At 59.1% G+C, this 24,828-nt stretch carries 24 protein-coding genes; 16 read left to right on the forward strand and 8 right to left on the reverse strand.

What is annotated here, in order from left to right; genetic code table 11:
- Positions 1–20: 20 nt before the first annotated feature.
- From SJY32_RS16010 to SJY32_RS16020, 3 genes are read right to left on the reverse strand one after another with little or no spacing between them, the layout of a single operon-like run.
- Entirely contained in the window at positions 21–827 is an 807-nt protein-coding gene (locus SJY32_RS16010; RefSeq protein ID WP_376878034.1) for an SDR family NAD(P)-dependent oxidoreductase, read from the reverse strand.
- The gene (locus SJY32_RS16015) at positions 824–1,666 is read right to left on the reverse strand and encodes a fumarylacetoacetate hydrolase family protein (RefSeq protein ID WP_376878037.1); all 843 of its coding nucleotides are present in this window, start codon (positions 1,664–1,666) and stop codon (positions 824–826) included. The genes SJY32_RS16010 and SJY32_RS16015 overlap by 4 nt, the downstream gene beginning before the upstream one ends.
- A gap of 15 nt (positions 1,667–1,681) precedes the next feature.
- A complete protein-coding gene (locus SJY32_RS16020) occupies positions 1,682–2,107 on the reverse strand; it encodes a cupin domain-containing protein (protein WP_376878040.1) in 426 nt (141 codons plus the stop codon).
- 545 nt (positions 2,108–2,652) lie between these two features.
- Between SJY32_RS16020 and SJY32_RS16025 the strand changes: the two genes are divergently transcribed.
- The 16 genes from SJY32_RS16025 to phnE (SJY32_RS16100) all read left to right on the forward strand — a co-directional run bounded on the left by SJY32_RS16025 (position 2,653) and on the right by phnE (SJY32_RS16100) (position 20,558).
- Positions 2,653–3,444, forward strand: coding sequence for a cyclase family protein (locus SJY32_RS16025; RefSeq protein WP_376878043.1), 792 nt, complete (start codon positions 2,653–2,655; stop codon positions 3,442–3,444).
- A 14-nt stretch (positions 3,445–3,458) separates the two neighbouring features.
- Positions 3,459–5,021, forward strand: coding sequence for a phytoene desaturase family protein (locus SJY32_RS16030; RefSeq protein ID WP_376878046.1), 1,563 nt, complete (start codon positions 3,459–3,461; stop codon positions 5,019–5,021).
- On the forward strand, positions 5,018–5,464 hold the full coding sequence (locus SJY32_RS16035) for a MarR family winged helix-turn-helix transcriptional regulator (protein WP_376878049.1): 447 nt from the start codon (positions 5,018–5,020) through the stop codon (positions 5,462–5,464). The genes SJY32_RS16030 and SJY32_RS16035 overlap by 4 nt, the downstream gene beginning before the upstream one ends.
- 67 nt (positions 5,465–5,531) lie before the next feature.
- The gene (locus tag SJY32_RS16040; RefSeq protein WP_376878052.1) at positions 5,532–7,676 is read left to right on the forward strand and encodes a thiamine pyrophosphate-dependent enzyme; all 2,145 of its coding nucleotides are present in this window, start codon (positions 5,532–5,534) and stop codon (positions 7,674–7,676) included.
- 10 nt (positions 7,677–7,686) lie between these two features.
- Positions 7,687–9,240 carry an indolepyruvate oxidoreductase subunit beta family protein gene (locus tag SJY32_RS16045; RefSeq protein ID WP_376878055.1) on the forward strand — a complete coding sequence of 518 codons (1,554 nt, stop codon included), beginning with the start codon at positions 7,687–7,689 and terminating at the stop codon, positions 9,238–9,240.
- A 1-nt stretch (position 9,241) separates the two neighbouring features.
- Positions 9,242–10,786, forward strand: coding sequence for a phytoene desaturase family protein (locus SJY32_RS16050; protein ID WP_376878058.1), 1,545 nt, complete (start codon positions 9,242–9,244; stop codon positions 10,784–10,786).
- 134 nt (positions 10,787–10,920) lie between these two features.
- Positions 10,921–12,459 carry an ABC transporter substrate-binding protein gene (locus SJY32_RS16055; RefSeq protein WP_376878061.1) on the forward strand — a complete coding sequence of 513 codons (1,539 nt, stop codon included), beginning with the start codon at positions 10,921–10,923 and terminating at the stop codon, positions 12,457–12,459.
- A 97-nt stretch (positions 12,460–12,556) separates the two neighbouring features.
- Positions 12,557–13,564, forward strand: a complete 1,008-nt coding sequence (locus SJY32_RS16060) for an ABC transporter permease (protein WP_376878064.1) — start codon at positions 12,557–12,559, stop codon at positions 13,562–13,564.
- A complete protein-coding gene (locus tag SJY32_RS16065; RefSeq protein WP_376878067.1) occupies positions 13,557–14,417 on the forward strand; it encodes an ABC transporter permease in 861 nt (286 codons plus the stop codon). The genes SJY32_RS16060 and SJY32_RS16065 overlap by 8 nt, the downstream gene beginning before the upstream one ends.
- Positions 14,414–15,340, forward strand: a complete 927-nt coding sequence (locus SJY32_RS16070) for an ABC transporter ATP-binding protein (protein WP_376878070.1) — start codon at positions 14,414–14,416, stop codon at positions 15,338–15,340. Before SJY32_RS16065 ends, SJY32_RS16070 begins: the two co-directional genes overlap by 4 nt.
- The gene (locus SJY32_RS16075; protein WP_376878073.1) at positions 15,337–16,176 is read left to right on the forward strand and encodes an ABC transporter ATP-binding protein; all 840 of its coding nucleotides are present in this window, start codon (positions 15,337–15,339) and stop codon (positions 16,174–16,176) included. Before SJY32_RS16070 ends, SJY32_RS16075 begins: the two co-directional genes overlap by 4 nt.
- Before the next feature lie 83 nt (positions 16,177–16,259).
- A complete protein-coding gene (locus SJY32_RS16080; RefSeq protein WP_376878076.1) occupies positions 16,260–16,961 on the forward strand; it encodes a hypothetical protein in 702 nt (233 codons plus the stop codon).
- 156 nt (positions 16,962–17,117) lie between these two features.
- A complete protein-coding gene (phnD, locus tag SJY32_RS16085) occupies positions 17,118–18,068 on the forward strand; it encodes a phosphate/phosphite/phosphonate ABC transporter substrate-binding protein (RefSeq protein WP_376878079.1) in 951 nt (316 codons plus the stop codon).
- 71 nt (positions 18,069–18,139) lie between these two features.
- Positions 18,140–18,961, forward strand: a complete 822-nt coding sequence (phnC, locus tag SJY32_RS16090) for a phosphonate ABC transporter ATP-binding protein (RefSeq protein ID WP_376878082.1) — start codon at positions 18,140–18,142, stop codon at positions 18,959–18,961.
- Complete coding sequence (gene phnE, locus SJY32_RS16095) at positions 18,958–19,758, forward strand: phosphonate ABC transporter, permease protein PhnE (RefSeq protein WP_376878085.1); 801 nt, start codon at positions 18,958–18,960, stop codon at positions 19,756–19,758. The genes phnC and phnE (SJY32_RS16095) overlap by 4 nt, the downstream gene beginning before the upstream one ends.
- Complete coding sequence (phnE, locus tag SJY32_RS16100) at positions 19,755–20,558, forward strand: phosphonate ABC transporter, permease protein PhnE (RefSeq protein ID WP_376878088.1); 804 nt, start codon at positions 19,755–19,757, stop codon at positions 20,556–20,558. Before phnE (SJY32_RS16095) ends, phnE (SJY32_RS16100) begins: the two co-directional genes overlap by 4 nt.
- A 58-nt stretch (positions 20,559–20,616) precedes the next feature.
- On the opposite strand, the gene SJY32_RS16105 is transcribed toward phnE (SJY32_RS16100), so the two are convergent.
- The 5 genes from SJY32_RS16105 to SJY32_RS16125 all read right to left on the reverse strand — a co-directional run bounded on the left by SJY32_RS16105 (position 20,617) and on the right by SJY32_RS16125 (position 24,818).
- A complete protein-coding gene (locus tag SJY32_RS16105) occupies positions 20,617–20,862 on the reverse strand; it encodes a hypothetical protein (RefSeq protein ID WP_376878091.1) in 246 nt (81 codons plus the stop codon).
- 150 nt (positions 20,863–21,012) lie between these two features.
- On the reverse strand, positions 21,013–22,149 hold the full coding sequence (locus tag SJY32_RS16110; protein ID WP_376878094.1) for an FAD-binding domain-containing protein: 1,137 nt from the start codon (positions 22,147–22,149) through the stop codon (positions 21,013–21,015).
- The gene (locus SJY32_RS16115) at positions 22,139–22,375 is read right to left on the reverse strand and encodes a DUF2256 domain-containing protein (protein WP_376878097.1); all 237 of its coding nucleotides are present in this window, start codon (positions 22,373–22,375) and stop codon (positions 22,139–22,141) included. Before SJY32_RS16115 ends, SJY32_RS16110 begins: the two co-directional genes overlap by 11 nt.
- A gap of 29 nt (positions 22,376–22,404) precedes the next feature.
- On the reverse strand, positions 22,405–23,271 hold the full coding sequence (locus SJY32_RS16120; RefSeq protein ID WP_376878100.1) for a dioxygenase: 867 nt from the start codon (positions 23,269–23,271) through the stop codon (positions 22,405–22,407).
- 41 nt (positions 23,272–23,312) lie between these two features.
- Entirely contained in the window at positions 23,313–24,818 is a 1,506-nt protein-coding gene (locus SJY32_RS16125) for a tripartite tricarboxylate transporter permease (RefSeq protein ID WP_376878103.1), read from the reverse strand.
- Between the last annotated feature and the right edge of the window lie 10 nt (positions 24,819–24,828).

Raw genomic sequence — 24,828 nt, forward strand, 5'->3', positions numbered from 1 at the left:
TGGGTGGAAGGGGCGGATGATTAAAGCAATCCGGTTTCTTTCGCGACACGCCGATACCCGGCGCCTGCGGTGAAGCCGCCGTCGATCACAAAATCCTCGCCGGTGATAAATCCGGATCCGTCCGAGGCGAGGAACAAAACAAGCTGCGCAACCTCATCGGCCTCGCCCGAACGGCCCATCGGTGTCATCCCGATCATCGGCGCGAGATGTGGTGATCCGCGATTGAGATCTGTCACGATCAATCCCGGACAGATCGCATTGACCCGCACATTGTCTTGCGCGAATTCCATCGCGGCCGTGCGTGTAAGGCCCCGCAGAGCCCATTTCGAGGAGGTGTAGGCCGGATCGTAATGACCGGAAAACGCACTGTTGGACGAGATGTTCACGATGCTGCCGCCGCCCGTTTCCGCGATCATTGGTGCGGCCAGTTTGATGCCGATGAACGCGCCGGTGGCGTTCACATCCATCACCTTGCGCCACTCCTCGACGGACATGTCGCGAATGATCTTGCGATTGATGATGCCGGCATTATTGACGAGGATATCAAGGCGGCCAGTCCAGTCGCGCACCGCGTCGAGGGCAGCTTGCCATGCCGCCTCGCAGGTGACGTCCAATGCGCGGAACCGCACATCCAGCCCCTGCCCCGTCAGCCGCGCCGCCAATGCGATGCCGTCATCTTCCAGCACATCGCACAGCAAAACTGAAGCGCCAGCCGTCGCCAGCATCTCCGCCTCAATCGCGCCTTGGCCGCGCGCCGCCCCCGTTACAATCGCCGTCTTACCGCTTAAATCGGTGAGCGCCCGCGCCGCTTTCGTAAAATCAGTCATGCTTGCACCATGCGTTGACGCTGTTCGCCCAAGCCCGTCGCGCCCAATGTGACCACCTGGCCCGCGCGCAAGAAAGTCGGGGGCTTCATGCCCAGACCAACGCCCGGCGGCGTGCCTGTCGCGATAATATCGCCCGCGTCCAACGTCATGAACTGCGAAATGTAGTGCACCAAATGCGCCACGCCGAAAATCATCGTGCGCGTGTTGCCGGTCTGTCGGCGTTCGCCATCCACATCGAGCCACAGATCGAGGTTTTGCACATCGGCAATCTCGTCTTTCGTGACCATCCACGGGCCGACGGGGCCGAACGTGTCGTGGCTTTTGCCCTTCGTCCATTGGCCGCCACGCTCCGATTGAAAGCGCCGCTCGGAGACGTCATTCACCAGCGCATAGCCCGCGACATAATCGAGCGCATCCGCCTCGCTGACATATTTCGCACGCGATCCGATAACGATGCCTAGCTCTACCTCCCAATCGGTGCGATCCGATCCGCGCGGAATTTCGACCTCATCATTGGGCCCACAAATTGCCGAGCTGGCCTTGGCAAACAGCACGGGCTCGGCGGGGGGTTCTTTGCCGGTTTCACGGGCGTGATCCGCATAGTTCAGACCGACGCAGATGAATTTCCCCGGCCGCGCAATCGCCGAACCGATGCGCGGCGTGCCCGAGATGCGCGGTAGCGTGGTGGGATCAAGCGCTGCAAGCTTCGCGAGGCTTTCGGGCGACAGGCTCGCGCCGTTGATATCGGGAATAAGCGCCGAGACATCTCTCAGATTGCCGTCATGATCGAGCATCGCGGGGCGCTCCGCACCGTGCGGGCCGTAACGAAGTAGCTTCATAGAATGTCCTCTCCGTTACGCGCGACGATAGCCGACGAGGGTCTCGTCGGGCACATCGGGAAGGTTGGTCACGAGATTGTCGGGCGTACGGCAGGTCAGCCAGACCAGCTCCTCCGTCGTGCTCATATTCACCTCGACATGCGGCATGAAGGGCGGCACGAAGACGAAATCGCCCTCATACATATCGAGGAACTCTTGGTAATTTTCGCCAAAATAGATCCTGCCATGGCCTTTGAGAACATAGCCCCCCGTCTCACATTCATCGTGATGATGCGGCGGCGAGCGGTGGCCCGGCTCGTTGCTGACCCGCCCGAACCAGATCTTGGTCGCGGGGGTGTGTTGCGGGCTGACGCCGGATTTGCGGACACATTCACCCGATTGGGTCGTGCCATCATCAAGCTCGTTGGAGCGGGTGACAACGGGGACGATTTTATCTGTCATGCTCGTTTCCTCCTCAATGGACTGTGTTTGGCGTGTGCGCGGGGCACCGGTTCGCGCCGCGCGCCGTTACCGCATAGTTGCATATGATACTTTAAGCTTCAATAAATTCTTTGCGCGAGATCGCTTCCGTCACGCGCGCGCGCCCCCATCGCGCGCCGCGATCTGTGCCAAAAGCGCAATGGCAATGCAGGAGCGCGGTGGAAATATTGATCCGGCGACTCACAATTTTAAGGCAGGTGAGTCTTTGAGTTTCACGGCGAAACCCCGCGTAAGGTCCATATTTCGCGTATTATTTGTGCGTGGTGCCAAAAGACCAGCATCGTCAAACCGATCCTCTGCAATACCGGGAAAGGCCTCTGAACGACAGATAATGCAACGTTTTTAGGCCGTTCCGCGCCGCCAAACATCGCCCCAATGCGCGACGGGGCAATCTACCTCAGCGGTATTCTTGCGCCAAAATAAACTTTGGACTTGAAGAAATAAAATATATGCATTTGCATAGCTCCTAATAAGAACACGAAAACGAACACCACTGGGAGCCTCAAATGACCACCAAAGACACCCTCGCAAATGTCGCATCCGGCCTGCTCGACGGCTCGATCAAAGTTGTCGATTGCACCGCACCTCTCGGACCTGACACACCCCTTTTGAAACTGCCGCCGGACTTGGCCGACGACACGCCGAAAGTCGAAATTCACAAGATTTCCGCCTACGGTGATCGCGGCCCGTGGTGGGCGTGGAACTGGCTCAAACTCGGCGAGCATTCGGGCACCCATTATGACGCGCCGCATCATTGGATCACCGGCAAAGATTACGCCGATGGATCGGTGGATACGATTGATCCTCAGAAATTCGTCGCGCCTGCCAATGTCATCGATTGCTCGAAAGAAGCTGCGGCGGATTCCGATTTCTTGCTGACGGTTGAGCATTTGAAAGCATGGGAGGCCGAGCACGGCGAGATCAACGAGGGCGAATGGGTTTTGATGCGCACCGATTGGGATCAGTTCAACGACGATGAGGGCAAATATCTCAACGCCGACGAAACCGGTCCGCACACTCCCGGGCCATCTGCGGAAGCCATCGTGTATTTGATGGAGGAGAAAAAGGCGCTCGGTTGGGGCACGCAATGTATCGGCACGGATGCAGGTGCGGCGGCGGGGTTCGAAATCCCGTTTCCGGCGCATAATTTGCTCCACAAACACAATCGCTACGGGCTCGCATCGCTGACCAATCTGGATCAGCTGCCGCCTAAGGGGGCGATCCTCGTCACCGCGCCGCTCAAGATTGTCAAAGGCACCGGCTCCCCGATCCGGGCGCTCGCTTTGATCCCCGCCTGACCGAGGAGCGCGCCATGACATCCACCGATATCGCCATCATTGGCAGCGGCATCAACGCCCTTGTCGCGGGCGCAATGCTTGCGAAATCGGGCAAGCGGGTCGTTGTTTTTGAGCGGGAGCCGGTTGCGGGGGGGTGTATGCGCTCGGAGCATTTGGCCGAGGGGGTCACGTATGATCCCCTCGCCACAACCTTTGTCCTTTGGGTGACGGGCGCGGCGCATGCGGCGCTTGGCGCGGATCTCGCGCGTCATGGCGTCGAGTTTTGTGCAACCGATACACCCACGGGCGTTGTTTTGCCCGATGGGCGGGCGTTGGTCTATAAAACGGACCGCGCGGCGAATACGGCTGCGTTCAATGCCGCAAGTGCTGGCGATGGGACACAGCTTGCCGCCGATCTCGATGCGTTTGGCGGCGATGCAGAGCTTATCTTCGGGCTGATGGGGGGCGATCCTTGGTCCAAATCTACGGCGAAAGTGTTGGCGAAAGAGGGTTGGCGTCGCAAACCGCGCGGCTTGGCCGCGACGATGGGCGGCGCGTTGCAATCCATGCGCGGTTGGCTGGAAACCTCCTTTGACAGTGACCTGACCCGCGCCCTTTGGGCGCCGTGGTGTCTGCACGCGGGCCTTGGGCCGGAGGCCGCCTTTTCGGGCCAAATGGGCCAGATCATCGGCTTCGCTTTGGAGGCCGCAGGCGCGCCGATCGTCAAAGGCGGCAGCGCAAATTTCGTGCGGGGTCTGGTCGCGATCATCGAAGATCATGGCGGCGCGGTGCGCACCTCCTCCGAGGTGGTCGAGATCACTGTCTCCGCGGGCAAGGCTACCGGCCTGCGCTTGGGCAGTGGTGAGGAGATCTATGCGAGTAAACTGCTCGCATCTGTCACGCCCGATCAGCTTTACAACCGCCTTGCGCCAACGCCGGCGAAATCGGACGACTTGCGTAAGTATCAATACGGCAAGGGAAATTTCCAGCTTCACTACCTGCTCAACGGTCCTGTGAGGTGGAAGACCGCAGGCTTGGAAACGGTTCAGCTGTTGCACCTCACGCCGGGGCTCGATGGTGTGTCGAAGGCGGGAAACGAGGCGGAGCGCGGGATGTTGCCCGATGTTCCCACGATCTGCGTTGGGCAACCCTGCGCGGCGGACCCGTCGCGCGCGCCGGACGGGCAATCGGTGCTTTGGCTGCAAATGCCCGAGGCGCCGCGCCACATCAAAGGGGATGCGCGGGGCGAGATCGAGGCGCCAGCGGATGGCCGTTGGACTGAGGCGCTGCGCGAAGCTTACGCCGACCGGATCGAGGCCATTTTGGCGACCCACATAGAGCAGTTCGCGGACAGCATCGTCACGCGCCGCGCAATTTCGCCTGCGGATTTGGAAGGCTATAATATGAATCTCGTCGGCGGCGATCCCTACGGTGGCGCGTGCTCCTTAAACCAGTTTTTCCTTTGGCGGCCCTTTGCCGACACCGTTCGCCACGGCACGGGTATTGAAAACCTCTATCACATCGGCGCATCGACGCACCCAGGGCCGGGCCTTTCGGGCGGATCGGGGTATCTCACGGCAAAGGAACTCGGCGCATGATCGACCGCGCTGAAGAGCTTGAGGCATTCGCGCCTTATCTGATGAACCGGATCATGGCGCGGTATAACAAGGGCGTCGAAGCCGGCCTGAAGGAGGCGGGCGTATCGGTGGCCCAAATGCGCGCGCTCGTGGTTTTAACCGAAAGCGGCCCGTGCACCATCAACGAATTATCTGTGCTCACCGTCATCAAGCAATCGACCCTATCGCGCACGTTAGACACTATGGAAGCCGCAGGCTTGGTGGTGCGCGAGGCCCGCGACGGCGATAGCCGCGTGCGTCTGATCCGGCTGACTGACGCGGGGCATAGCGCATATCTGGCCGCGTGGCCGACGATGCTGGGGATGCGCGATACCATGCTCTCGGCGCTCGACCCTGACGAGCAAGCCGTCCTGACACAGATGTTGTTGCGGATTTTTTACGACATTCGTCATCACGATTTCTGACCCCAAGCCCACTTAACGCAGGCCCGCTTGGCGTCAGTTTGCGACACTTTAGAATGAGGAAAATCCCATGGCTGAGAGATCATTCGCCAAAGAAGTCCAAAAACTCAAGCAAGGGGCGGGTGAGACATTCACTGGCGAGGGGATTTTGGCGATCACCAAGGCGCTGTTGGAAAACGGCGTCGGATATGTCGGGGGGTATCAAGGCTCGCCCATTTCGCATTTGATGGATGTTTTGTCGGATGCGCAGGAGATTTTGGGCGATCTCGGCGTCCATTTCGAGGCCTCTGCCTCGGAGGCCACGGCAACCGCGATGCTGGCCGCGTCGGTGCATTATCCCATTCGCGGGGCGGTCACGTATAAATCGGTGGTGGGCACCAATGTGGCCTCCGATGCCTTGTCCAATCTGGCTTCCGGGGGGGTCACGGGCGGCGCGCTGATCATCGTTGGCGAAGATTACGGCGAAGGCTCATCGATCATGCAAGAGCGCACCTATGCTTTTGCGATGAAGTCGCAGGTCTGGATGCTCGACCCGCGCCCGAACCTGCCCGCAATTGTGAAAGCGGTGGGGGATGGTTTCGCCCTGTCAGAAGTGTCTAACACGCCTGTTATGCTGCAAGTTGGTATCCGGTCGTGCCATGTGCACGGCAGTTTCGACGCCTGTGATAACAAGCGCCCGCCGATGACGGTTTCCGACGCGCTGGAAACCCCTGCGCGCAAGCTCGACCGGATCGTATTGCCCCCCGCGACCTATCTTCATGAGCAAGAAAAGCTGACCAAACGCCTGCCTGCCGCGCAGAATTATATCATCGAGCATGGCCTGAACGAGCGGATGGGCACGCAGAGCGACAAGATCGGGCTGATCATCCAAGGCGGCACGTATAATACCGTGATCCGCGCGTTGAATCGGCTCGGGCTTGCCGATCTTTACGGGGATACGGAACTCGACATCCTCACCCTCAACTGCATCTACCCGCTGGTCGATCGCCAAATTCTGGATTTCTGCGCGGGCAAACAGGCCGTGCTGATCGTCGAGGAAGGCCACCCCAACTACATCGAACAACAAATCGCGCATATGCTCTATAAATCCGGCGCGACGGTGAAGCTGGAGGGGAAAGGCAAACTGCCCATGGGCGGCGAATATACGGGCCAGGTGATGGTCGATGGGATCGGCGCATTCTTATCCGAACATGCGCCCGATATGTTGCCCGTCACCAAAATTGCGCAGAATGAAGCACCTTTGGCGATCCCGGATTTGTCGAAATCGCTACCGGCTCGCCCGCCCGGATTTTGCACCGGCTGCCCCGAGCGCCCGATTTTTGCGGCGACGAAACTGGTCGAGGAGGAACTGGGCGAGCATCACATTTCCTCCGACATCGGATGCCATTTGTTCTCGATCATGCCGCCGTTTGATTTGGGGGCAACGACGATGGGCTACGGGCTTGGCCCCGCCTCCGCCGCCGCGTTTCACAACGAGAATAAAAGGGGGCGACGCTCGATCTCATTCGTGGGGGATGGCGGGTTCTGGCACAACGGCCTGACCTCCTCGATCGGCAATGCGGTATTCAATAAATCCGATAACGTCATCATAATCGTCGATAATTTCTACTCGGCGGCGACTGGCGGACAAGACAACCTGTCCTCGCGGGCGACCAACAAAAGCAAACAAACCAAAAATTCGATTGTCGATGCCTGTAAAGGCATGGGCGTCACATGGATCCGTCAAATCGACCGCACCTACGACGTCACCAAAATGCGCGATACGTTGAAAGAGGCGCTGACCACCGAGGCGGAGGGCCCCAAAGTCATCGTCGCGTCATCGGAATGCATGCTCAACAAACAGCGCCGTGAAAAGCCGATGCTGGCGAAAGCGGCGAAGGACGGGGCGCGGGTTGTGCGACCACGGTTTGGCGTGGATGAGGATATTTGCACGGGCGATCACGCGTGTATGCGCCTCTCGGGCTGTCCTTCGTTGTCGGTGAAAGATACGGGCGATCCGCTGCGCGATGATCCGGTGGCCGCGATTGATCAAAGCTGCGTCGGGTGCGGAAACTGTGGAGAGGTGGCCGATGCGGCTGTGCTGTGCCCATCGTTTTTCCAAGCTGAAATCGTGTCTAACCCAAGCAATTCCGAGAAACGCCGCGCATCGCGTAGCGCAAAACTTATCTCTTGGCTGCAAAGCCGCCGCGACGCCAAACGCGTAGCTTTTGCCTGAGGATCGCCCAATGACCATTCAATCCAATCCGATCATCGCCCGCCGGTCCCCCGGCCCTGACGGAGAGAAAATCATCACGCTTGCGGCGCTTGCGGTGGGCGGCCAAGGCGGCGGCGTTCTGACCAATTGGATCGTCGCTGTGGCCGAAGCCAACGGCTACCGCGCGCAATCTACCTCGGTTGCGGGGGTCGCGCAGCGGACCGGTGCGACGATTTATTATGTCGAGATGTGCCGCGATACGGGCCGTGCGCCGGTGTTTTCGTTGTCTCCGTCGATTGGCGATGTCGATATTCTCGTCGCCTCGGAATTGATGGAAGGCGGGCGCGCGATCATGCGGGGGTTTGTCACGCCGGGGCGCACGACGCTGATCACATCCACGCATCGTATCGCCGCGATTTCTGAGAAAATCGCCCCCGGGGATGGCCGTGCCGAGGAGGCGGATGTCATCGCCGCGATGGGGATCGCCGCCGACCAAGTCGTGGCGTTTGATATGGAAACTGTTGCGAAAAACGCGGGGTCGGTGATTTCGTCATCTTTGCTTGGCGCGCTTGCGGGGTCGGGCGCCCTGCCCTTCCCGCGCGAGAGCTATGAGGACATCATCCGCAAATCGGGGCGCGGCGTTGAGGCGAGCCTGCGCGCGTTTAATGACGCGTATGACATTGCCGATGGGACCAAACCGGCCCCCGCCGCCCCGAGCGCGCCTGCGCCAGTGATGCGCGTTTTGCATGTCCCCGACGCGCTCAAGCCGAAATGGGCCAAGCTGGAGGCGCGCGTTGCCGCCCTGCCGTCCGCCGCGCAGGATATGACTGCGCTGGGGTTGAAAAAGGTCGTGGATTATCAAGACGTCGATTACGGCTCTGACTATCTGGATATGGTCGAGACGCTCGCCGCGATGGATTGCGATCCTTATGCGTTGACGATCAGTGGCGCAAAATACTGCGCGCGGGCGCTGTGTTACGATGATTTGCTGCGCGTTGCGGATATTAAAACCCGCGCCACGCGACTTCAGCGGGTTCGCGACGAGGTCATCGTGAAGGATGGCCAAGTTCTGATGTTGACGGAATATTTCCATCCTAGATTTGAAGAATTCACCACCACCTTGCCCCGCGCAATTGGTCAACGGGTGCAAAAAAGCGATCGGCTGAAGGCGTTTTACACCAAGCATTTTGACAAGGGTCGGCGTATTCGCACCGATAGCCTGCGCGGCTTTTTGATGTTGTGGGCGGTGTCGTCCTTGCGTCCGATCCGCCGCAAGCTCCTGCGCCACGATCAAGAAATGGCCCATGTCGACGCATGGTTTACGACCGTCCTCGCGGAGGCAAAATCCGATCCGGCGCTCGCGGCGGAGTTGCTTGCGAATTACCGATTGATCAAAGGCTATTCGGATACCCATTCGCGCGGCCTGTCGAAATTCGCGCGGGTGATGGGGGCGCTTGATCTGCTCAAGGGGCGGTCAGATGCCGCGGATTGGATGCGCCGATTGCGGACAGCCGCATTGGATGATGTCGAGGGCAAATCGCTCACCGGCGCGCTCGCGACGATCCAGAGCTTCGCGGGGAAATAAGATGAGCCAGCCCATTGTTATCATCGGCGCCGGAATTAACGGGCTTGTTGCGGCCGCTGATCTTGCCGCGCGGGGGAAGAAGGTTCGGGTATTGGAGCGAGGGCCACGCGCAGGCGGGGCCGTGCGGACCGAGGAATTGACCTTGCCGGGCTATCGGCATGACGTTGCGGCGATGAACCTGTCTATGTTCGCAGGCTCCGCGTTTATGGCCAAGCATGGTGCGGAGATGGCAAAGCACGGGATGGAATTCGTGCCGATCAGCCGTCCTTTTGCGCAAGCTTTGGAACCGGGCGACTATCTCGGCGTGAGCACGGATGTGGAGGAGACACTCGCAACGTTCCGATCAGACGCCGACAAACAGGTTTGGCGGGATTTGATGACCGATTTCCCAACCCGTGCCGCAGTGGTCGGCGGGTTGCTAGGCACGCCGATGCGCCCTTGGCCTTTGGCAAAATTCCTGTGGCGGACATGGTGCGCGCTTGGCATCGGCGCCACTCTCGATATCGCGCGCTTTTTGATCCGGTCGCCGCGTGCATGGCTGGATGAGACGTTCGAGGACCCACGTTTGCGCGCCGCACTGTCCACTTGGGGTCTGCATCTGGATTTCGCGCCCGATATCGCGGGCGGGGCCATCTTCCCCTATCTGGAAGCGATGGGCGCTCAGGCGATGGGGATGGTCATCGGCAAGGGTGGGGCGGATGCGGCGGTGACCGCCCTGATCGCGATGATAGAATCGCATGGCGGCACGGTGGAATGCAATTGCGAGGTGACGCAGATCTTGCATCGAGACAGGTCTGTCACCGGAGTGATTGTGAACGGCCAGATAGTTGAAGCATCAAATATTCTTGCGTGCCTTGCGCCCAAGCATCTGTTGCGGTTGATTGGCAAAACCGACGCGCCGCGCTTTGATAAGGGGCTGGAGGGCTTCCGCCATGCGCCCGGCACGATGATGATTCATCTTGCGTTGAACGCGCCGGTTCCGTGGATGGCGGGCGATCTTGGCCGCTTCGCCTATGTTCATATCGGACGATCGATCAACACAGGCGCCCGCGCCTATGCGCAAGCGGTGGCAGGCTTGCTGCCCGAAACGCCGTTATTGGTTGTGGGCCAGCCGACCTTGTTCGACCCGACCCGCGCACCCGAAGGGCATCATACACTTTGGGTGCAGGTGCGCGTTGTTCCGGCGGAGATTGTCGGGGATGCGAAGGGAGTTATCACCAGCAAAGATTGGGAAATTGTAAAAGAGCTGATGGCCGATCGCGCTTTGGATTTGATCGCGGAACATGCGCCGGACCTTCGCCAGCATATCGTTTCGCGCACGGTTGTCTCGCCGCGCGATCTCGAGGCGGGGAATCCGAATCTCGTCGGGGGCGATCAACTTTGCGGCTCCCATCATTTGGATCAGAACTTCTTCTTCCGCCCGCTGCGTGGATATGCGGATGGCAGCACGCCGATTGCGGGGCTGTCACTGATCGGCGCGGCATGTTGGCCTGGCGCTGGCACAGGCGCGGCATCGGGCTTTTTCGCAGCACAGCGCGTGAAATAGCCCGTTTGGACGCGCGCGCGATTAAAACTGCTCTGCCGCTGTCGATTTTACTTTAAATATAAATGAAAGTTGAGCAGACTAAGGAAAGAAATAGAGCTTAAAAAAGCCGTTCCTTTCCAACAGGAGTTCAACACATGACAGTAAAAATCGACGTTTCACGGCGCGGCTTCATGGGGGGATCAGTGGCGCTAGGCGCGTTAATCGCCTCAGGTATGCCCCTGTCCGCCCAAGGGACGGAGAGCCTGACGATTGCGTATAACCTTCCGGTGCAAAGCTGGGATCCGACCACCGGCCCCGCGGCGGTGAACCCTGCGTTGCAATCGATCTACCTCGCCGTTTTTGATCGCTATATCGCGCAGGCGCCCGATCTGACGTTTGCGCCCGGCCTGCTGACCGAATGGGGGTTCAACGACGATCAAACCAAGATCACGATGACCGTCCGCGAGGGCGTGACATGGCATAACGGCGATCCGTTTACACCGGAAGATGTGGTCTGGTCTTTGACGCGCGCCGCCGCCCCGGACACCGGAAATCCGATGCAATTCGTCTGGTCGAAGATCGGGAATTTCACAGTGGACGGCGCGGTTATCACCGCCGATGTGCTTGATTTTGAACCGGCCTTGTTCAAATGGATGGCGTTCTTGACGGCTTTTGTCTTGCCGAAAAACTACTATGAAAGTGTTGGGGCTGAAGGGTTCGAAAAAGCGCCGATTGGCACTGGCCCTTACATGGTCGATGCGTTTGAGCAGGGCAGCTACGTGCGCCTCAAAGCGTTCCCCGAATATTGGGGCGATGCGCCGGCATTCGATAGCGTCACCATCAAGTTCTCGACCGATGCTGCGTCTCGCGTGGCGGAAGTGGAATCGGGGAATGCCGATGTCACGACCAATATTCCCTATGAGGAATATGACCGGCTCATCGCCTTGGATGGCCTATCGGGCGCGGCGATACCTGTGACCGATATCGGGATGATTTTCCTCAATGATATTGATGCGATGCTGGATAAAAACGTCCGTCTTGCGGCGCATCATGCGATCGATAAACAACTGATTATTGATCGCCTTTTGCGCGGATATGGCGTGGCGCTCTCGACCCTCGAAGTGCCCGGATATGCCGCCTATGACGAGAGCATTACGGTCGATTATGATCCTGAGAAATCGAAAGAATTATTGGCAGCATCGGGCTTTTCGACCGACAATCCTGTGAAATTCACGATCCAGACCACGCGCGGGTTTAAGCCCAAAGATTACGAGATGATTCAGGCGATTGTCGGAATGTGGCGCAAGGTCGGGATTGAGGCGGAGATTGAAGTTTACGAGATCGCGAAGCATTACGAACTGCGCGCCACCGATCAACTCGCGCCTGCTGCGTTCTACAATTGGGGCAACTCGATTGGTGATCCGTCGACCTCCACCGGCTTTGCGATGTTCGGGCCATCGCCGCATGCGGTGTGGGATAGCCCCGATTTGGTTGAGAAAATCGGGCCGCTTTTCGTTGAAGCGGATGAAGAAAAGCGTCTGCAAGGCTATCGGGACGTGTCTCGTTACATCGCTGAGGAGGGATATGTGATCCCTATTTTGCAATATGTGATGCCGATCGTGTTCAACGCGGCGCTGTCCGTGACGCCCTATACGTCGGGCGATCTTTTGCCGCAGGCCATCGCGAAAGCGTAATGCACTGCTTGTAAATAGACCCGAGGTTGCTCGGGTCTGGAACGGCCTGACTTGAGCGCGACGCGATTTAAGTCAGGCCCCTGCCAATTGAGGCGCCATGCTATTCAAAGCTGTTTTCATCCGCCTTCTGACCACCGCAGTGACGTTTTTCGGCGTGGCTATTGTCGTCTTTACCCTCGTGCGCGTGGCGCCGGGAAATCCGATTTCGATGATGCTTCCGCCCGGCGCAACACAGGCAGATATTGACGCGCTCACGGCGCTTTACGGGTTTGACAAAAGCTTGCCCGCGCAATTTTGGATTTGGGTAAGCGGCGTTGTTCAGGGCGATTTTGGCACCTCGATCACGTTACGCCAACCGGTGCTTGGTCTTGTTCTCGCGCGCCTCCCTGCGACATTGGAACTCTCGACGATGGCCCTGCTGATCGCGTTGACACTTGGCGGCGCGGCGGCGGTCTTTGGCGCGCGCTTTCGCGGCACGGGAACCGAAGTGTCGATCGATATGACGAGCGGCGCGATCCTCTCAATTCCTGATTTCTTATGGGGCCTGATCTTCGTGCTGCTCTTTGGTGTGCTCTGGCCGGTGCTGTCGATTTCGGGGCGGGTCGATCCGCGGCTTGATATCGATTTTACAACGAATTTCTTCGTGATGGAGGGCTTGTTGCGGGGCCGTTTTGATGTCGTTAGCTCGACTTTGTCGCATATGTTGATGCCTGCCATGTCTCTCGCGCTGCCGCTGGCTGCGATGATTGCGCAGCTCCTGAAACAGAACCTCAAGGAAGTGCTGCGACAAGATTACACGACGCTCGCGCGCGTGCGGGGCTTTTCGGAGACATCGGTGATCCTGCGCGAGGCGCTGCGCAATGCGGCGCTTCCCACCATCGCGTTGGTCGGCGTGCAGTTCACTTTCCTGATCGGCGGGACGGTGATTGTCGAACGGCTCTTTGCTTTTGAGGGCCTTGGAAACATGGCGATTGACGCGGTGATCAACCGTGATTTGCCCCTCATCCAAGGCATCGTCTTGCTGTTTGCGGCGCTGTTTACCCTTATCAATCTCGCCGTTGATGTGTCCTACACGCTTTTAAACCCGAGGTTGCGACATGGTTGATGCCACCCGTTCCCCCCCGCGCGCATATCGTCGTGTCAATCTGCGCCTTTGGCTGCCCCTCGTATGGGTGGGTGTGATTATCGGTGCCGCCATCGGCGCGCCTTGGCTCGCGCCGCATGATCCCCTTGCGCAAGATCTCATGCTTGAACGCCTGCCACCGTTTTTCCTCGCAGGCACCGAGCCCGGATTTTGGCTCGGCACTGATAGCCTTGGCTGTGATGTGCTTTCGCGGATGATTTACGGCGCACGCATCGCGCTGTTTGTCAGCATCGTCGCGGCGAGCGCGGCATGTCTATTTGGCGCGGCGTTGGGGATGCTTGCAGGGTATTTCGGGGGGTGGTGGGATCGCGTCATCTCGCGGTTGGTGGATATCTGGATGGCCTTTCCGCCGGTGCTGTTTGCTGTGTTGTTGGTTGCAGTAATGGGCACCGGACTCTGGTCTGTGATCGCGGCGATTGCCCTGATCGACTGGACGCGCTTCGCCCGCGTCATCCGCGCCGAAACGATGGTGCAGGCGCAGATGGACTACGTCGATAGCGCGCGCATCGGCGGCGCTGGCCGGTTCGCGACGTTGATCGGAGAGATCCTCCCCAACGTGATGCCTGCGATCATCGCCCTTTTGACGTTGGAAATGGGGATCGCCGTGATTGTCGAGGCGATCCTATCCTTCGTAAACCTGTCGATCTCGTCGGATGATCCAACGTGGGGATCAATGATCGCGGAGGGCCGCGGCGCGATCCATTTCGCGTGGTGGGTTCTGCTGTTTCCGCTGATCGCGCTTTTCCTGACGGTGTTGAGCTTCTCAACGCTTGGCGAGGGCCTTAAAAAACAATTTGATCCGGTGCTGCAATGATGACTCCGACGCCCAACGATCCGGCGCAAAACACTCTCGAAATCCGCAATCTCAATCTGCGTCTGCCGAACGGTGTTCGGTTGCTGCGCGATGTGTCTTTGACGCTGAAGGCCGGCGAGGTGCGGGCGCTTGTCGGGGAAAGCGGCGCGGGAAAGTCGATGATCGGCAAAGCGGTCTTGGGCATTTTGCCGCCCAATATCGGCATGGCGAGCGGTGAGATTTTGCTCAACGGGGTTGATCTTGGGTCGCTGTCTCTCAAAAAACGGCGGGAAACAGTGGCGCAGATTTCCGCTTTGATCCCGCAAGATCCTCTGACTGCGCTCAACCCTGTGCGCAAAATCGGGCCGCAGATCATCGATCCCTTGATCCGCATTCACGGTTGGAGCCAGCCACGCGCCCTTGCGCGCGCGCGCGCATTGCTGGAGCGCGTTCATATTCGCGCGCCCGAACGGGTGATGACCAGCTATCCGCACGAGCTTTCGGGCGGCATGCGTCAACGCATTTTGATCGCAGCCGCCTTCGCCCCTTCGCCGCGATTGATCGTCGCGGATGAACCCACCACTGCGCTCGATGTGACGGTGCAAAAGCAAATCTTGCGCCTGATCCGTGCGTTGCAAAGCGAAACCGGAACGGCCGTTTTGTTCGTCACGCATGATATGGGGGTGGTGGCGAAAATCAGTCAGGAGGTCACCGTGTTATTCGCGGGCCGTGTGTTGGAGGATGCCCCGACACGCACGATTTTTAACGCCGCCGCGCACCCCTATACGCGCGCGCTGATCGCCGCGACGCCCACGCCTCATGTGACGCAAAACCCGTTCCAACCCGTGCCGCCTGCGTTGATTGACGCGCTGTGGGCCGAGACTGCGCAGGCCGATGCCGATTTCGCTCGGCAGTCCACCCGATTTGGAAGGATCACGCGATGACTGTCGCCCCTCAAACCGCGCTCTTTTCGATCCGTGATCTGCGGCTGTCCTTTCCGGACCGTGATGCCAAACCCTTGTTTGGCCCCGCGCCCCGGGTCGAGGTTCTCAAGGGGCTTACGTTGGACTTCCCAGAGGGAAAAATCACCGGAATTGTGGGGGAGAGCGGATCGGGGAAATCCAGTTTGGGCCGCGTGCTTGTGCGCCTGCTCACGCCCGATTCCGGCGCGGTCATTTTCGACGGCCAAGAGATTGGCGCGCTGGACGAACCCGCGCTGCGCCCGCTGCGCCGCGATCTGCAAATGATTTTCCAAGATCCGATGTCGTCGCTCAATCCGCGCCATAAAGTTTGGCAAATCATCGCCCAGCCGTTGAAGCGGTACGGCACCAACGCGACGCGCGACACGGCGATTGCGGCGTTGAAAAAAGTGGGGCTGCCGGAGGCTTTCGCGGATCGCTACCCCCATCAGCTTTCGGGGGGGCAACGCCAACGCGTCGGCATTGCACGGGCGATCGCGCTGCGTCCGCGCTTTATTCTCGCGGATGAGATCGTATCGGGTCTTGATGTGTCCAGTCAGGCCCAAGTGCTCGCGCTACTGGCGAGTTTGGCCCGCGATATGGGTCTAACATTGGCGTTTATCAGCCATGATCTCTCCGTCGTTCGGCATTTATGCGATCATGTTGTGGTTCTGCACCACGGTGAAATCGTCGATCACGGGGCGGTGGCGGAGGTCTTTGATAACCCGAGCTCCGAGATCACAAGATCGCTTCTCGCAGCGATCCCCCGCCCCGAAATCGATGAGGGCTGGTGGGATGATGGCGTGGAGTTGGAGAGTTAAGCCCGACTGCGGCGCACGGTTATGTTCCTATCTCCCGGGGCGACCATCTGGCGGCCCGGCATCCCGACAAAGAGGTCGCCCCTATGCAACTGACTTGGTTTGCCACGTTCCATGACACGACACACCCCGACACCTGCGTGACGGAACCGGAGCTTGCCCGCCTCGCGGCGCGTCTCGCCCAAACCCCCGACTTGACCTGCGGCAGAGTTTACACGCCGTGGCTTTCGGAGGGCGTTTATCATAAAGATGGCCCCGCGCCTCAGCTCCAAATTCAGTTGTATTATGCAAGTATCACCGCGCTGGAGGCCGCCATTTCATCGAACGGGTCTCTCCAGTTTCTCACTGATCCTGCGACATTGCCTAGTCTGCGAAACGCGAGCGTTACTGAACAAGCCATGCTCAACCGCGACTTTTCCCACGGATTGCCGCCGCCACCTTCGCAGACCTCCTATTGCAGCTATCTCGTGCATTACCCCGGCCCCGCACAGGATATGAATAGGTGGCATCAACATTATCTCGCGGGTCATATTCCCGTCATGCGTCGCTTCCCTGAAATCCGCGGCGTCGAGGTGGCATCGCGCCTTGATTGGTGCAGCAGTTTGCCGTGGCGCCGCGTCCATTACATGCAGCGCAACAAGGTTGTGTTCGACGATATTGATGCGCTCAACGCCGCAACATCCTCGCCCGTCATGCAAGACATGCGCGCGGATCTCAGCCATTTCCCGCCCTATGATGGCGGCAACAAGCATTTCGCGATGAAGACCCTCGACATCAAGCCGCGTTAGACCGCGTATCTCCCGTTTTGGTGGCACTCCCCACGGATCAGGCAGCGCAACGCGGCATATTTCCGCATTTCATGAAATAGTTATGTGGGTGTCGTGTATCTGTCATACCGCGTCAGTATCCGGACGCGGTATGATCCTTAACCTTTGGAGACCGCCATGTCCCTGCGCCAACTGCTTGCTGCAACCGCTATCACCCTTGTCGCTGGCCCGGCTTTTGCCGAGTTCGCGCTCGATTCCCGCTATCAGGACACGGACGGGGATATGATCGCAGATATTCCAACGGATCCGGCAGAGCTCGTTGATCCCGATACCCTCGTCTTCGCCTATACGCCCGTGGAAGATCCCGCCGTTTATGCCGAGGCCTGGACCGATTTCATCACCCACATGGAAACCGTGACCGGCAAGAAAGTTCAGTTCTACCCGATCGATAGCAACGCCGCCCAAATCGAGGCGATGCGCGCCGGCCGTTTGCATATCTCGGGTTTCAACACCGGTTCGAACCCGCTCGCGGTTGCATGCGGCGGGTTCCGCCCGTTCGCGATGATGGCGGCGAAAGACGGAAGCTTTGGCTATGAGATGGAAATCATCACCCATCCCGGATCTGGCATCGAGGCGGTTGAAGACCTGAAAAACTCGAAATTGGCCTTCACGTCGGAGACGTCGAACTCCGGCTTCAAAGCGCCTTCGGCCCTGTTGGAATCCGTTTACGGGCTGAAAGCTGGCACCGATTTCGAGCCGGTCTTCTCGGGCAAACACGATAACTCGATCCTTGGTGTGGCGAATAAGGATTACCCTGCCGCCGCGATCGCAAATTCGGTGATGTACCGGATGATTGACCGCGATGTCATCAAGGCCGATCAGGTTGTGTCGATCTATAAATCCGAAACCTTCCCAACGACGGGCTACGGCGTTGCGCATAACCTGACCCCAGAGTTGCAAGAGAAGATCAAAGACGGGTTCTTCAGCTTCAACTGGGAAGGCACAACTCTGGCGGCGGAGTTCAACAAATCCGGCGAAGAGCAGTTCATCCCGATCTCGTTCAAGGAAAACTGGGCCGTGATCCGTCAGATCGACGAAGCAACCGGCGTTTCCTACGCCTGCCAGTAATCTCTGCCACTCATCTTTGAATGCGGGCGATGATGTGCGCCCGCATTCGCTTTTGCTCGAAGGGCTGTTCGATGTTGAAACTCACTCACCTGACCAAAACCTACCGCACAGGTGACAAGGCACTGGCCGAGGTCTCCCTTGAGGTCCCGAAAGGGCAGGTTATTGGTTTGATTGGTCCATCAGGGGCCGGAAAATCGACGTTGATCCGGTGTATCAACCGGTTGGTGGAACCCACGAGCGGCCAGATCTTGCTTTCGGGTGCCGAATTGACAGGGTTGCCCCCCCGCGCCTTGCGGCAGCAGCGCCGTAAGATCGGGATGATTTTTCAGGAATACGCGCTGGTTGAACGTTTGACGGTGATGGAAAACGTGCTCTCGGGGCGGCTTGGATATGTGTCGTTTTTGCAAAGCTTTACGCGCAAGTTTCCTGCGGCGGATATTGAGCGCGCCTACCGGTTGCTCGACCGTGTCGGGCTTTTGCAACATGCCGACAAGCGCGCCGATGCGCTGTCGGGCGGTCAGCGGCAAAGGGTCGGCATCGCGCGCGCGCTCAGTCAGGAGCCCGAGTTGCTTTTGGTGGATGAACCCACCGCGAGCCTTGATCCCAAGACGAGCCGCCAGATCATGCGCCTATTGATCGAGATCTGCGACGAACGGGGCCTGCCTGCGATCGTTAACATTCATGACGTGCCCTTGGCGCAGCAATTCATGCAGCGCATCATCGGATTGCGCGCAGGGCGTGTTGTGTTCGACGGGCCGCCTGAAAAGCTGACGGATTCGGTTTTGACAACGATTTATGGCGCCGAAGACTGGACGGCCATGCGCAAGGACGGCGAGGCGGAGCGCACGGTCGAGGCGGAAGTCTCCGCGCGTTTGGCGGCGATTGTCGCATGAGCAGCTATCCCACCACGTGGCGCCGCCCCCCACAAATCGTGACCAACCCGCGCTGGCGCATGGCGATCACCTTGGCCGTTTTGGCCTATCTGATGATCGGGCTTGGCAGCGTGGATCTGAACTGGTCGCGCATCATTGAGGGCTATGAGCGCGGAATGCGCTTCGTCCAAGGGTTCTTGCAACCGGATTTTTCGTCGCGCTGGAAGGATATCTCGAACGGGTTGATCGAAAGCCTGACCATCACCTTGACCTCGACCGTTGTCGGTGTGGCGATCTCGATTCCCATCGGCATTGGGGCGGCGCGCAATCTGGCCCCTGCATGGGTCTATTACATCTGCCGCAGCATCATCGCCGTGAGCCGCGCGTTGCAAGAGGTGATCATCGCGATCTTCCTCGTGGCGATGTTCGGCTTTGGCCCGTTTGCGGGGTTCCTGACATTGTCTTTCGCCACCATCGGGTTCATCTCGAAACTGCTGGCCGAAGACATTGAAGATATCGACGAAGCACAGGCCGAGGCGATCCGCGCGACGGGGGCAAGTTGGTTGCAACTCGTGCATTACGCGATCCAGCCTCAGGTGATGCCGCGGCTGATCGGTCTGTCGCTCTACCGGTTGGATATCAACTTCCGCGAAAGCGCCGTCATCGGTATCGTCGGCGCAGGCGGGATCGGCGGCACGCTCAACACCGCCATCGACCGCTACGAATACGATAGCGCCGGCGCAATCCTGTTGATCATTATCGCCATCGTTATGGTGGCCGAATATTCCTCCTCTTATCTGCGGAAGTTCTTGCAATGACCCCTTTCCCTCAGACATGGGAGTTCCGCTCGCCGCGCGCGCGGCTGGCGCTGTGGTTTGGCTGGCTGTGCCTTGTTGCCCTGTTCATCTATTGCTGGCAGGTGATGACGACCAACACGATCTGGATGTTCATCTGGGATGCGCCGCGGCAGGCGGCCGATATCGGTGACAGGATGTTTCCGCCGCGCCTATCCTACCTGCCGGAGCTGCTGATTCCCTTGTGGGATACGTTGAACATGGCCACGCTCGGGACAATCCTCGGTGTCATTCTGGCGGTTCCGGTGGCGTTTATGGCGGCGCGCAACACCTCGCCTGCGGTGCGCATTTTGCGTCCGGTGGCGCTGTTCATCATCGTTGCATCGCGGTCGATCAACTCGTTGATCTGGGCGCTGTTACTGGTGGCGATCCTTGGGCCGGGCCTGCTTGCGGGGATTATCGCGATCGGCCTGAGATCGATCGGGTTTATCGGCAAGTTGCTATACGAGGCGATCGAGGAGACAGACATCCGCCAGATCGAGGCCGTCGCCGCAACAGGCGCGAGCCTCGCGCAGGTGCTGCATTACGGGATCGTGCCGCAGATCTTGCCCGCGTTTTGGGGGATCACCGTCTTTCGCTGGGATATCAACATCCGCGAGAGCGCGATCTTGGGCCTCGTCGGAGCGGGCGGCCTTGGCCTGAAACTGCAATCGTCGCTCAACGTTCTGGCATGGCCGCAGGTCACCATGATCCTCATCGTCATCCTTGGCACGGTTGTTGTCTCGGAATGGGTATCGGCTTGGGTGCGAAAGGCGTTGATCTAGGCCGCAGATCATTGCTTTTCACACCGAGAATAAGGGGAGCGGCCCTCAGCTCTGGCCGCTAGTCTTGCGATCCGCCCTTTAAATTCGGGATCAAAGAGGTCGCGCTGGACACAGCGCGCAGCACGTCATGCCCCAACTCTGACAAGGCGAAGCCTGTCGATGTCATGTCGGCGAGGCCCAATTTGAGGAGGGCTTGCGCCTCCATCCCGATGCATTGATGCGACATGCCGCACTGGACGGCGCATTTGAGGCGCTGCAACTCGTTCGGGCGAAGGCAGTTTGCGAATTCAAAACGCAAATTCATTGAGCACCGTGTTAAAAAATAGGCTGATGTCGTTCTGACATAGGGGTGCTACGCACGAACATCGGGGTTCCGTCGCGCGGCACGCCTGATTTTTGAATTATTTTGACGTGTGAGAGATTTGGCGCGGACCCGTATCGCACCCGCGCGGATTTACACCCGTGGCAAGAGGGCGGCCAACAGATCAGGGATCTGCTTTTTGACCTTGAAAAAGCCCTTGCTCGCATGGGGCCAGACAAGGTCATCATAGGGGCGCCGCATCTCGATGAGGGTGACCCCGTGACGGTCTAGCGCGGGGCGTGCGGCGTCCAAACCGTCACGCACAAACCCCACAGGTGGCGCCATTGTGACGACCGCACGCGTGCCCAACCTTTGCGCGGCGGCCATGATCGCGCCGCTCCAATCATGCCCGACGAGCGTCGCGCCGCCATATTGCGCCGCGCAGGCAGACACGGCGCCTTTGGCAAAATCTGTCGCATCTGGCGAGACGACCCCGACCGCCCCGCATGCGCCCGCAAATCCATCAAGATGGCAATCCTCCTCGGTGATCAGGCGCAACGCCCCGCGCGGCGCGGCCATATCGCGCGGTGCGAGGGGCACAAACGCATGATCAACGCTCTCGGTCAAAGGCGCTGCGGTCTCGTTAAGCTGACCCTTGGGATCAAACCGCCCGTCGGTGAAGCGGGCGATGTTATCGAATGTCGCGAGATAGTGTTTGCCCTTGGTATGCAGCCCCGCAACCCATCGCCAGCTCAACGTGTTGGAGGCCGGGTCGGCATCAACCAAGCGATCCAGAAAATGCGCCGCGCCAAGGTGCCACGGCAGGCGCAGCGTAAATATCCAGATCGACGCGAACCACATCCGCGCGTGATTGTGCAAATAGCCTGTCTCGGCCAGTTCCCGTGACCAATGGTCAAAACACGCGATGCCCGTGCGCCCGCTGATGGCTTGCGTGTACTCGGCGGGGAGCGCCTCTCGCGCTTGCGCCAGATCGGAAAGATACCTTTGCCAGATGCTCGGGTGTTGTTCCAAAAATCCTTTGAAATAGCCGCGCCAGAAGATTTCTTGCAGGTAGGGTATCGTCTCCGTCGCGGGCAACCTACTTGTCACCGCCGCGAGGACTTCCCATTCGCCAATCACGCGGTGACGCAGCCACGGAGACAGCTGCGAAACAACCGACCGCGCGGAGGACAGGTCGTAATTTCGGCCGTCGCGATACAGGGTGCCTGACCGCGGTGCAAAGTCAGCAAGCCGCGCCAAGCCGACGCTGCGCGAGGGATCAAACCGCATCGCCGCCACCTTTCGCCTTGGAAGCCTGCCTTTGGCCCCGGCATTTGTCGGAGCAATACTTCACATCCTCCCAGACTTTTTCCCATTTTTTGCGCCACGAAAACGGGCGCTGACACACCGCACATATCTTTTGTGAAAGTTCTGACTTTTTCATCTTCCGCCATCCCGCACTGCCAAAGATCACACCATTCAAGCCGCGCCGGGAATGTCCCCGCGCGGCTTGCATATAGTGCGGCGTGCGATGATGGCGAGGGCTCAGACGCGGGCGAGGATCACGTCGAAGGCCACATGTAGGAACGAGTCATGCACCTGACCCGAGATGGCCATCCCTTGCGGGAAGGCCTCGGCCGGTTTTTCAACATAGGTCATCACCAGATCCTCGCGCACGCCAAAGACGGTGTCTTGATCGAGATAGGGGTCATCTTGCGGGAAGATTTCCGTCACAAGGGTTTTGTAGCCCTCCGCTTTGACGATGTAATGCAAATGCGACGGGCGCCACGGATGCCGCCCGCAGGCCCGCAAAATCGCGCCGACCGGCCCGTCGGAGGGCACGGTATATTCGGCGGGGCGCGCGGTGGTGAAGGCGTAACGCCCATCCTCCCCCAGTGTCATCAGCCCGTGGAAGGAAAACATATCCTGATCGTCGTCCTGACTGGCATAAAGCCCGTTCGGCGCGGTTTGCCAGATGTCGATCTCGGCATTGGGGATCGGGTTGCCATCGGTATCGCGTACCACCCCTTCGACCATCAAAAGCGGCCCGCCGAAATCGCGTTTCATATCTCCGCCAACCGCCAAGGGCGGCGCGCCGGACACATGGAACGGCCCCAGAACCGAGGATGAGGTCGCCTTCGGATCGGAGTGCAACATATCAATGAGCGACGACAGGCCGAGCACATCGGATGCGAGAACAAACTCGTGGCGATCTGGCGATTCAATCGCCGCGCATCCCTCCAAAAACGCGATGCCCGCGCGCCACTCGTCATGGGTGAGCTTGGTCTCGCGCGCGAAATCATGGATATGCTGCACAAGTGCGCCCATCAGCTCGCGCATCCTTGGGTCCATTCCTTCGCCCATATAGCCTTTAAAGACATCCGTGATGTTATCAGTCGTGACATTACGCATTGCAGGTTCCTTGAGTGGTGGTGTGGCACAAAAGCGAGGGATCAATCGTCCTCAACCATCGCTATTTTTCGGGTTTTTCTGAAAGACGGGAAAACAACCAGCGCAAGCGCAACCGCCGCAAGACCCAAGAGCCCCGCGCTGATCGGTTCACGCAAGAAGACCAGCGCATCGCCGCGCGCAATCAATAACGCGCGCTGCATATGGCCTTCCATCATTGGCCCGAGGATGAAGCCCAAAATCATCGGCGCAGGCTCGCATTCCAGCTTTTTCAGAATATAGCCAAACATCCCGAAACCGGCCATCGTCAGAACGGCAACCGTGCTGTTGCCCATGCTGTAGACGCCGATACAGGCGAAGATGATGACGATCGGGAATAGGTATTTATACGGGATTGAGACAAGCTTCACCCAAAGGCCGACCAAAGGCAGGTTCAGCACCAAGAGCATCAGGTTTCCCACCCACATCGAGGCGATAATGCCCCAGAACAGCTCGGGGTGATTGGTGATCACCGCGGGGCCGGGTTCGATCCCTTGGATGATCAGTGCGCTGATCATCAGGGCCATGACGGGATTGGAGGGAATGCCCAATGTCAGCATCGGGATGAAGGATGTTTGTGCGCCCGCATTATTGGCCGCCTCGGGCGCGGCGACGCCCGCAATAGCGCCCTTGCCAAAGGTTTCAGGCGCGGAGGAGATCTTCTTCTCCAATGCGTAGGCGGAAAACGACGCCAGCAACGCACCGCCGCCGGGCAAGACGCCCAAGAAAGACCCCAAGAATGTGCCGCGCACCATCGGCGCAAAGATCGCCTTCATATCCGCGCGCGTGGGCATCAAGCTTGTGACTTTCGATACCTCGAGCACGCCATGTTTCGTGGTTTCCAAGTTGCGCATGATCTCGCCCAGCCCGAACAACCCCATCGCAATCGCGGCGACGCTGAGTCCGTCGGACAGCTCGTTGATCCCGAAGGTAAAACGTTGCAAACCGGTTTGGCCGTCCGTGCCGATGATGCCCAGCAACAGGCCCAGCACCATCATCGCGAGCGCCTTCAACAATGATCCGCTGGCAAGCACGACTGAGACGATCAACCCGCATACCATCAGCGAGAAATATTCCGCAGGGCCGAATTGAAACGCCAGTTTCGCCAAGGGCGGGGCGAAAAGCCCGATCACCACCGTCGCAACACAACCCGCGAAGAAAGACGCAATCGCCGCCGTGGCCAAGGCCTTCCCTGCGAGGCCTTGCTTGGCCATTTGATGCCCGTCCAGCGTGGTGACGATCGAGGAGGCCTCCCCCGGCAGGTTGATCAAAATCGCCGTGGTGGAGCCGCCGTATTGCGCGCCATAGAAAATCCCTGCGAGCATGATCATCGAGGAAACCGGATCGAGCGCGAATGTGAATGGCAGCAAAACCGCAATCGCCACCAAGGGCCCAAGACCGGGCAAGACGCCGATCAACGTGCCAAGCAGGACGCCGAAGAAGGAATACATCAGGTTTTGCGCGGTCATCACCGTGGCAAACCCGAGGCCGAGATGCGAAATCAGATCCATTTCAGGGCCC

The organism is Albirhodobacter sp. R86504, from assembly GCF_042466415.1.
Lineage (GTDB): Bacteria > Pseudomonadota > Alphaproteobacteria > Rhodobacterales > Rhodobacteraceae > Albirhodobacter.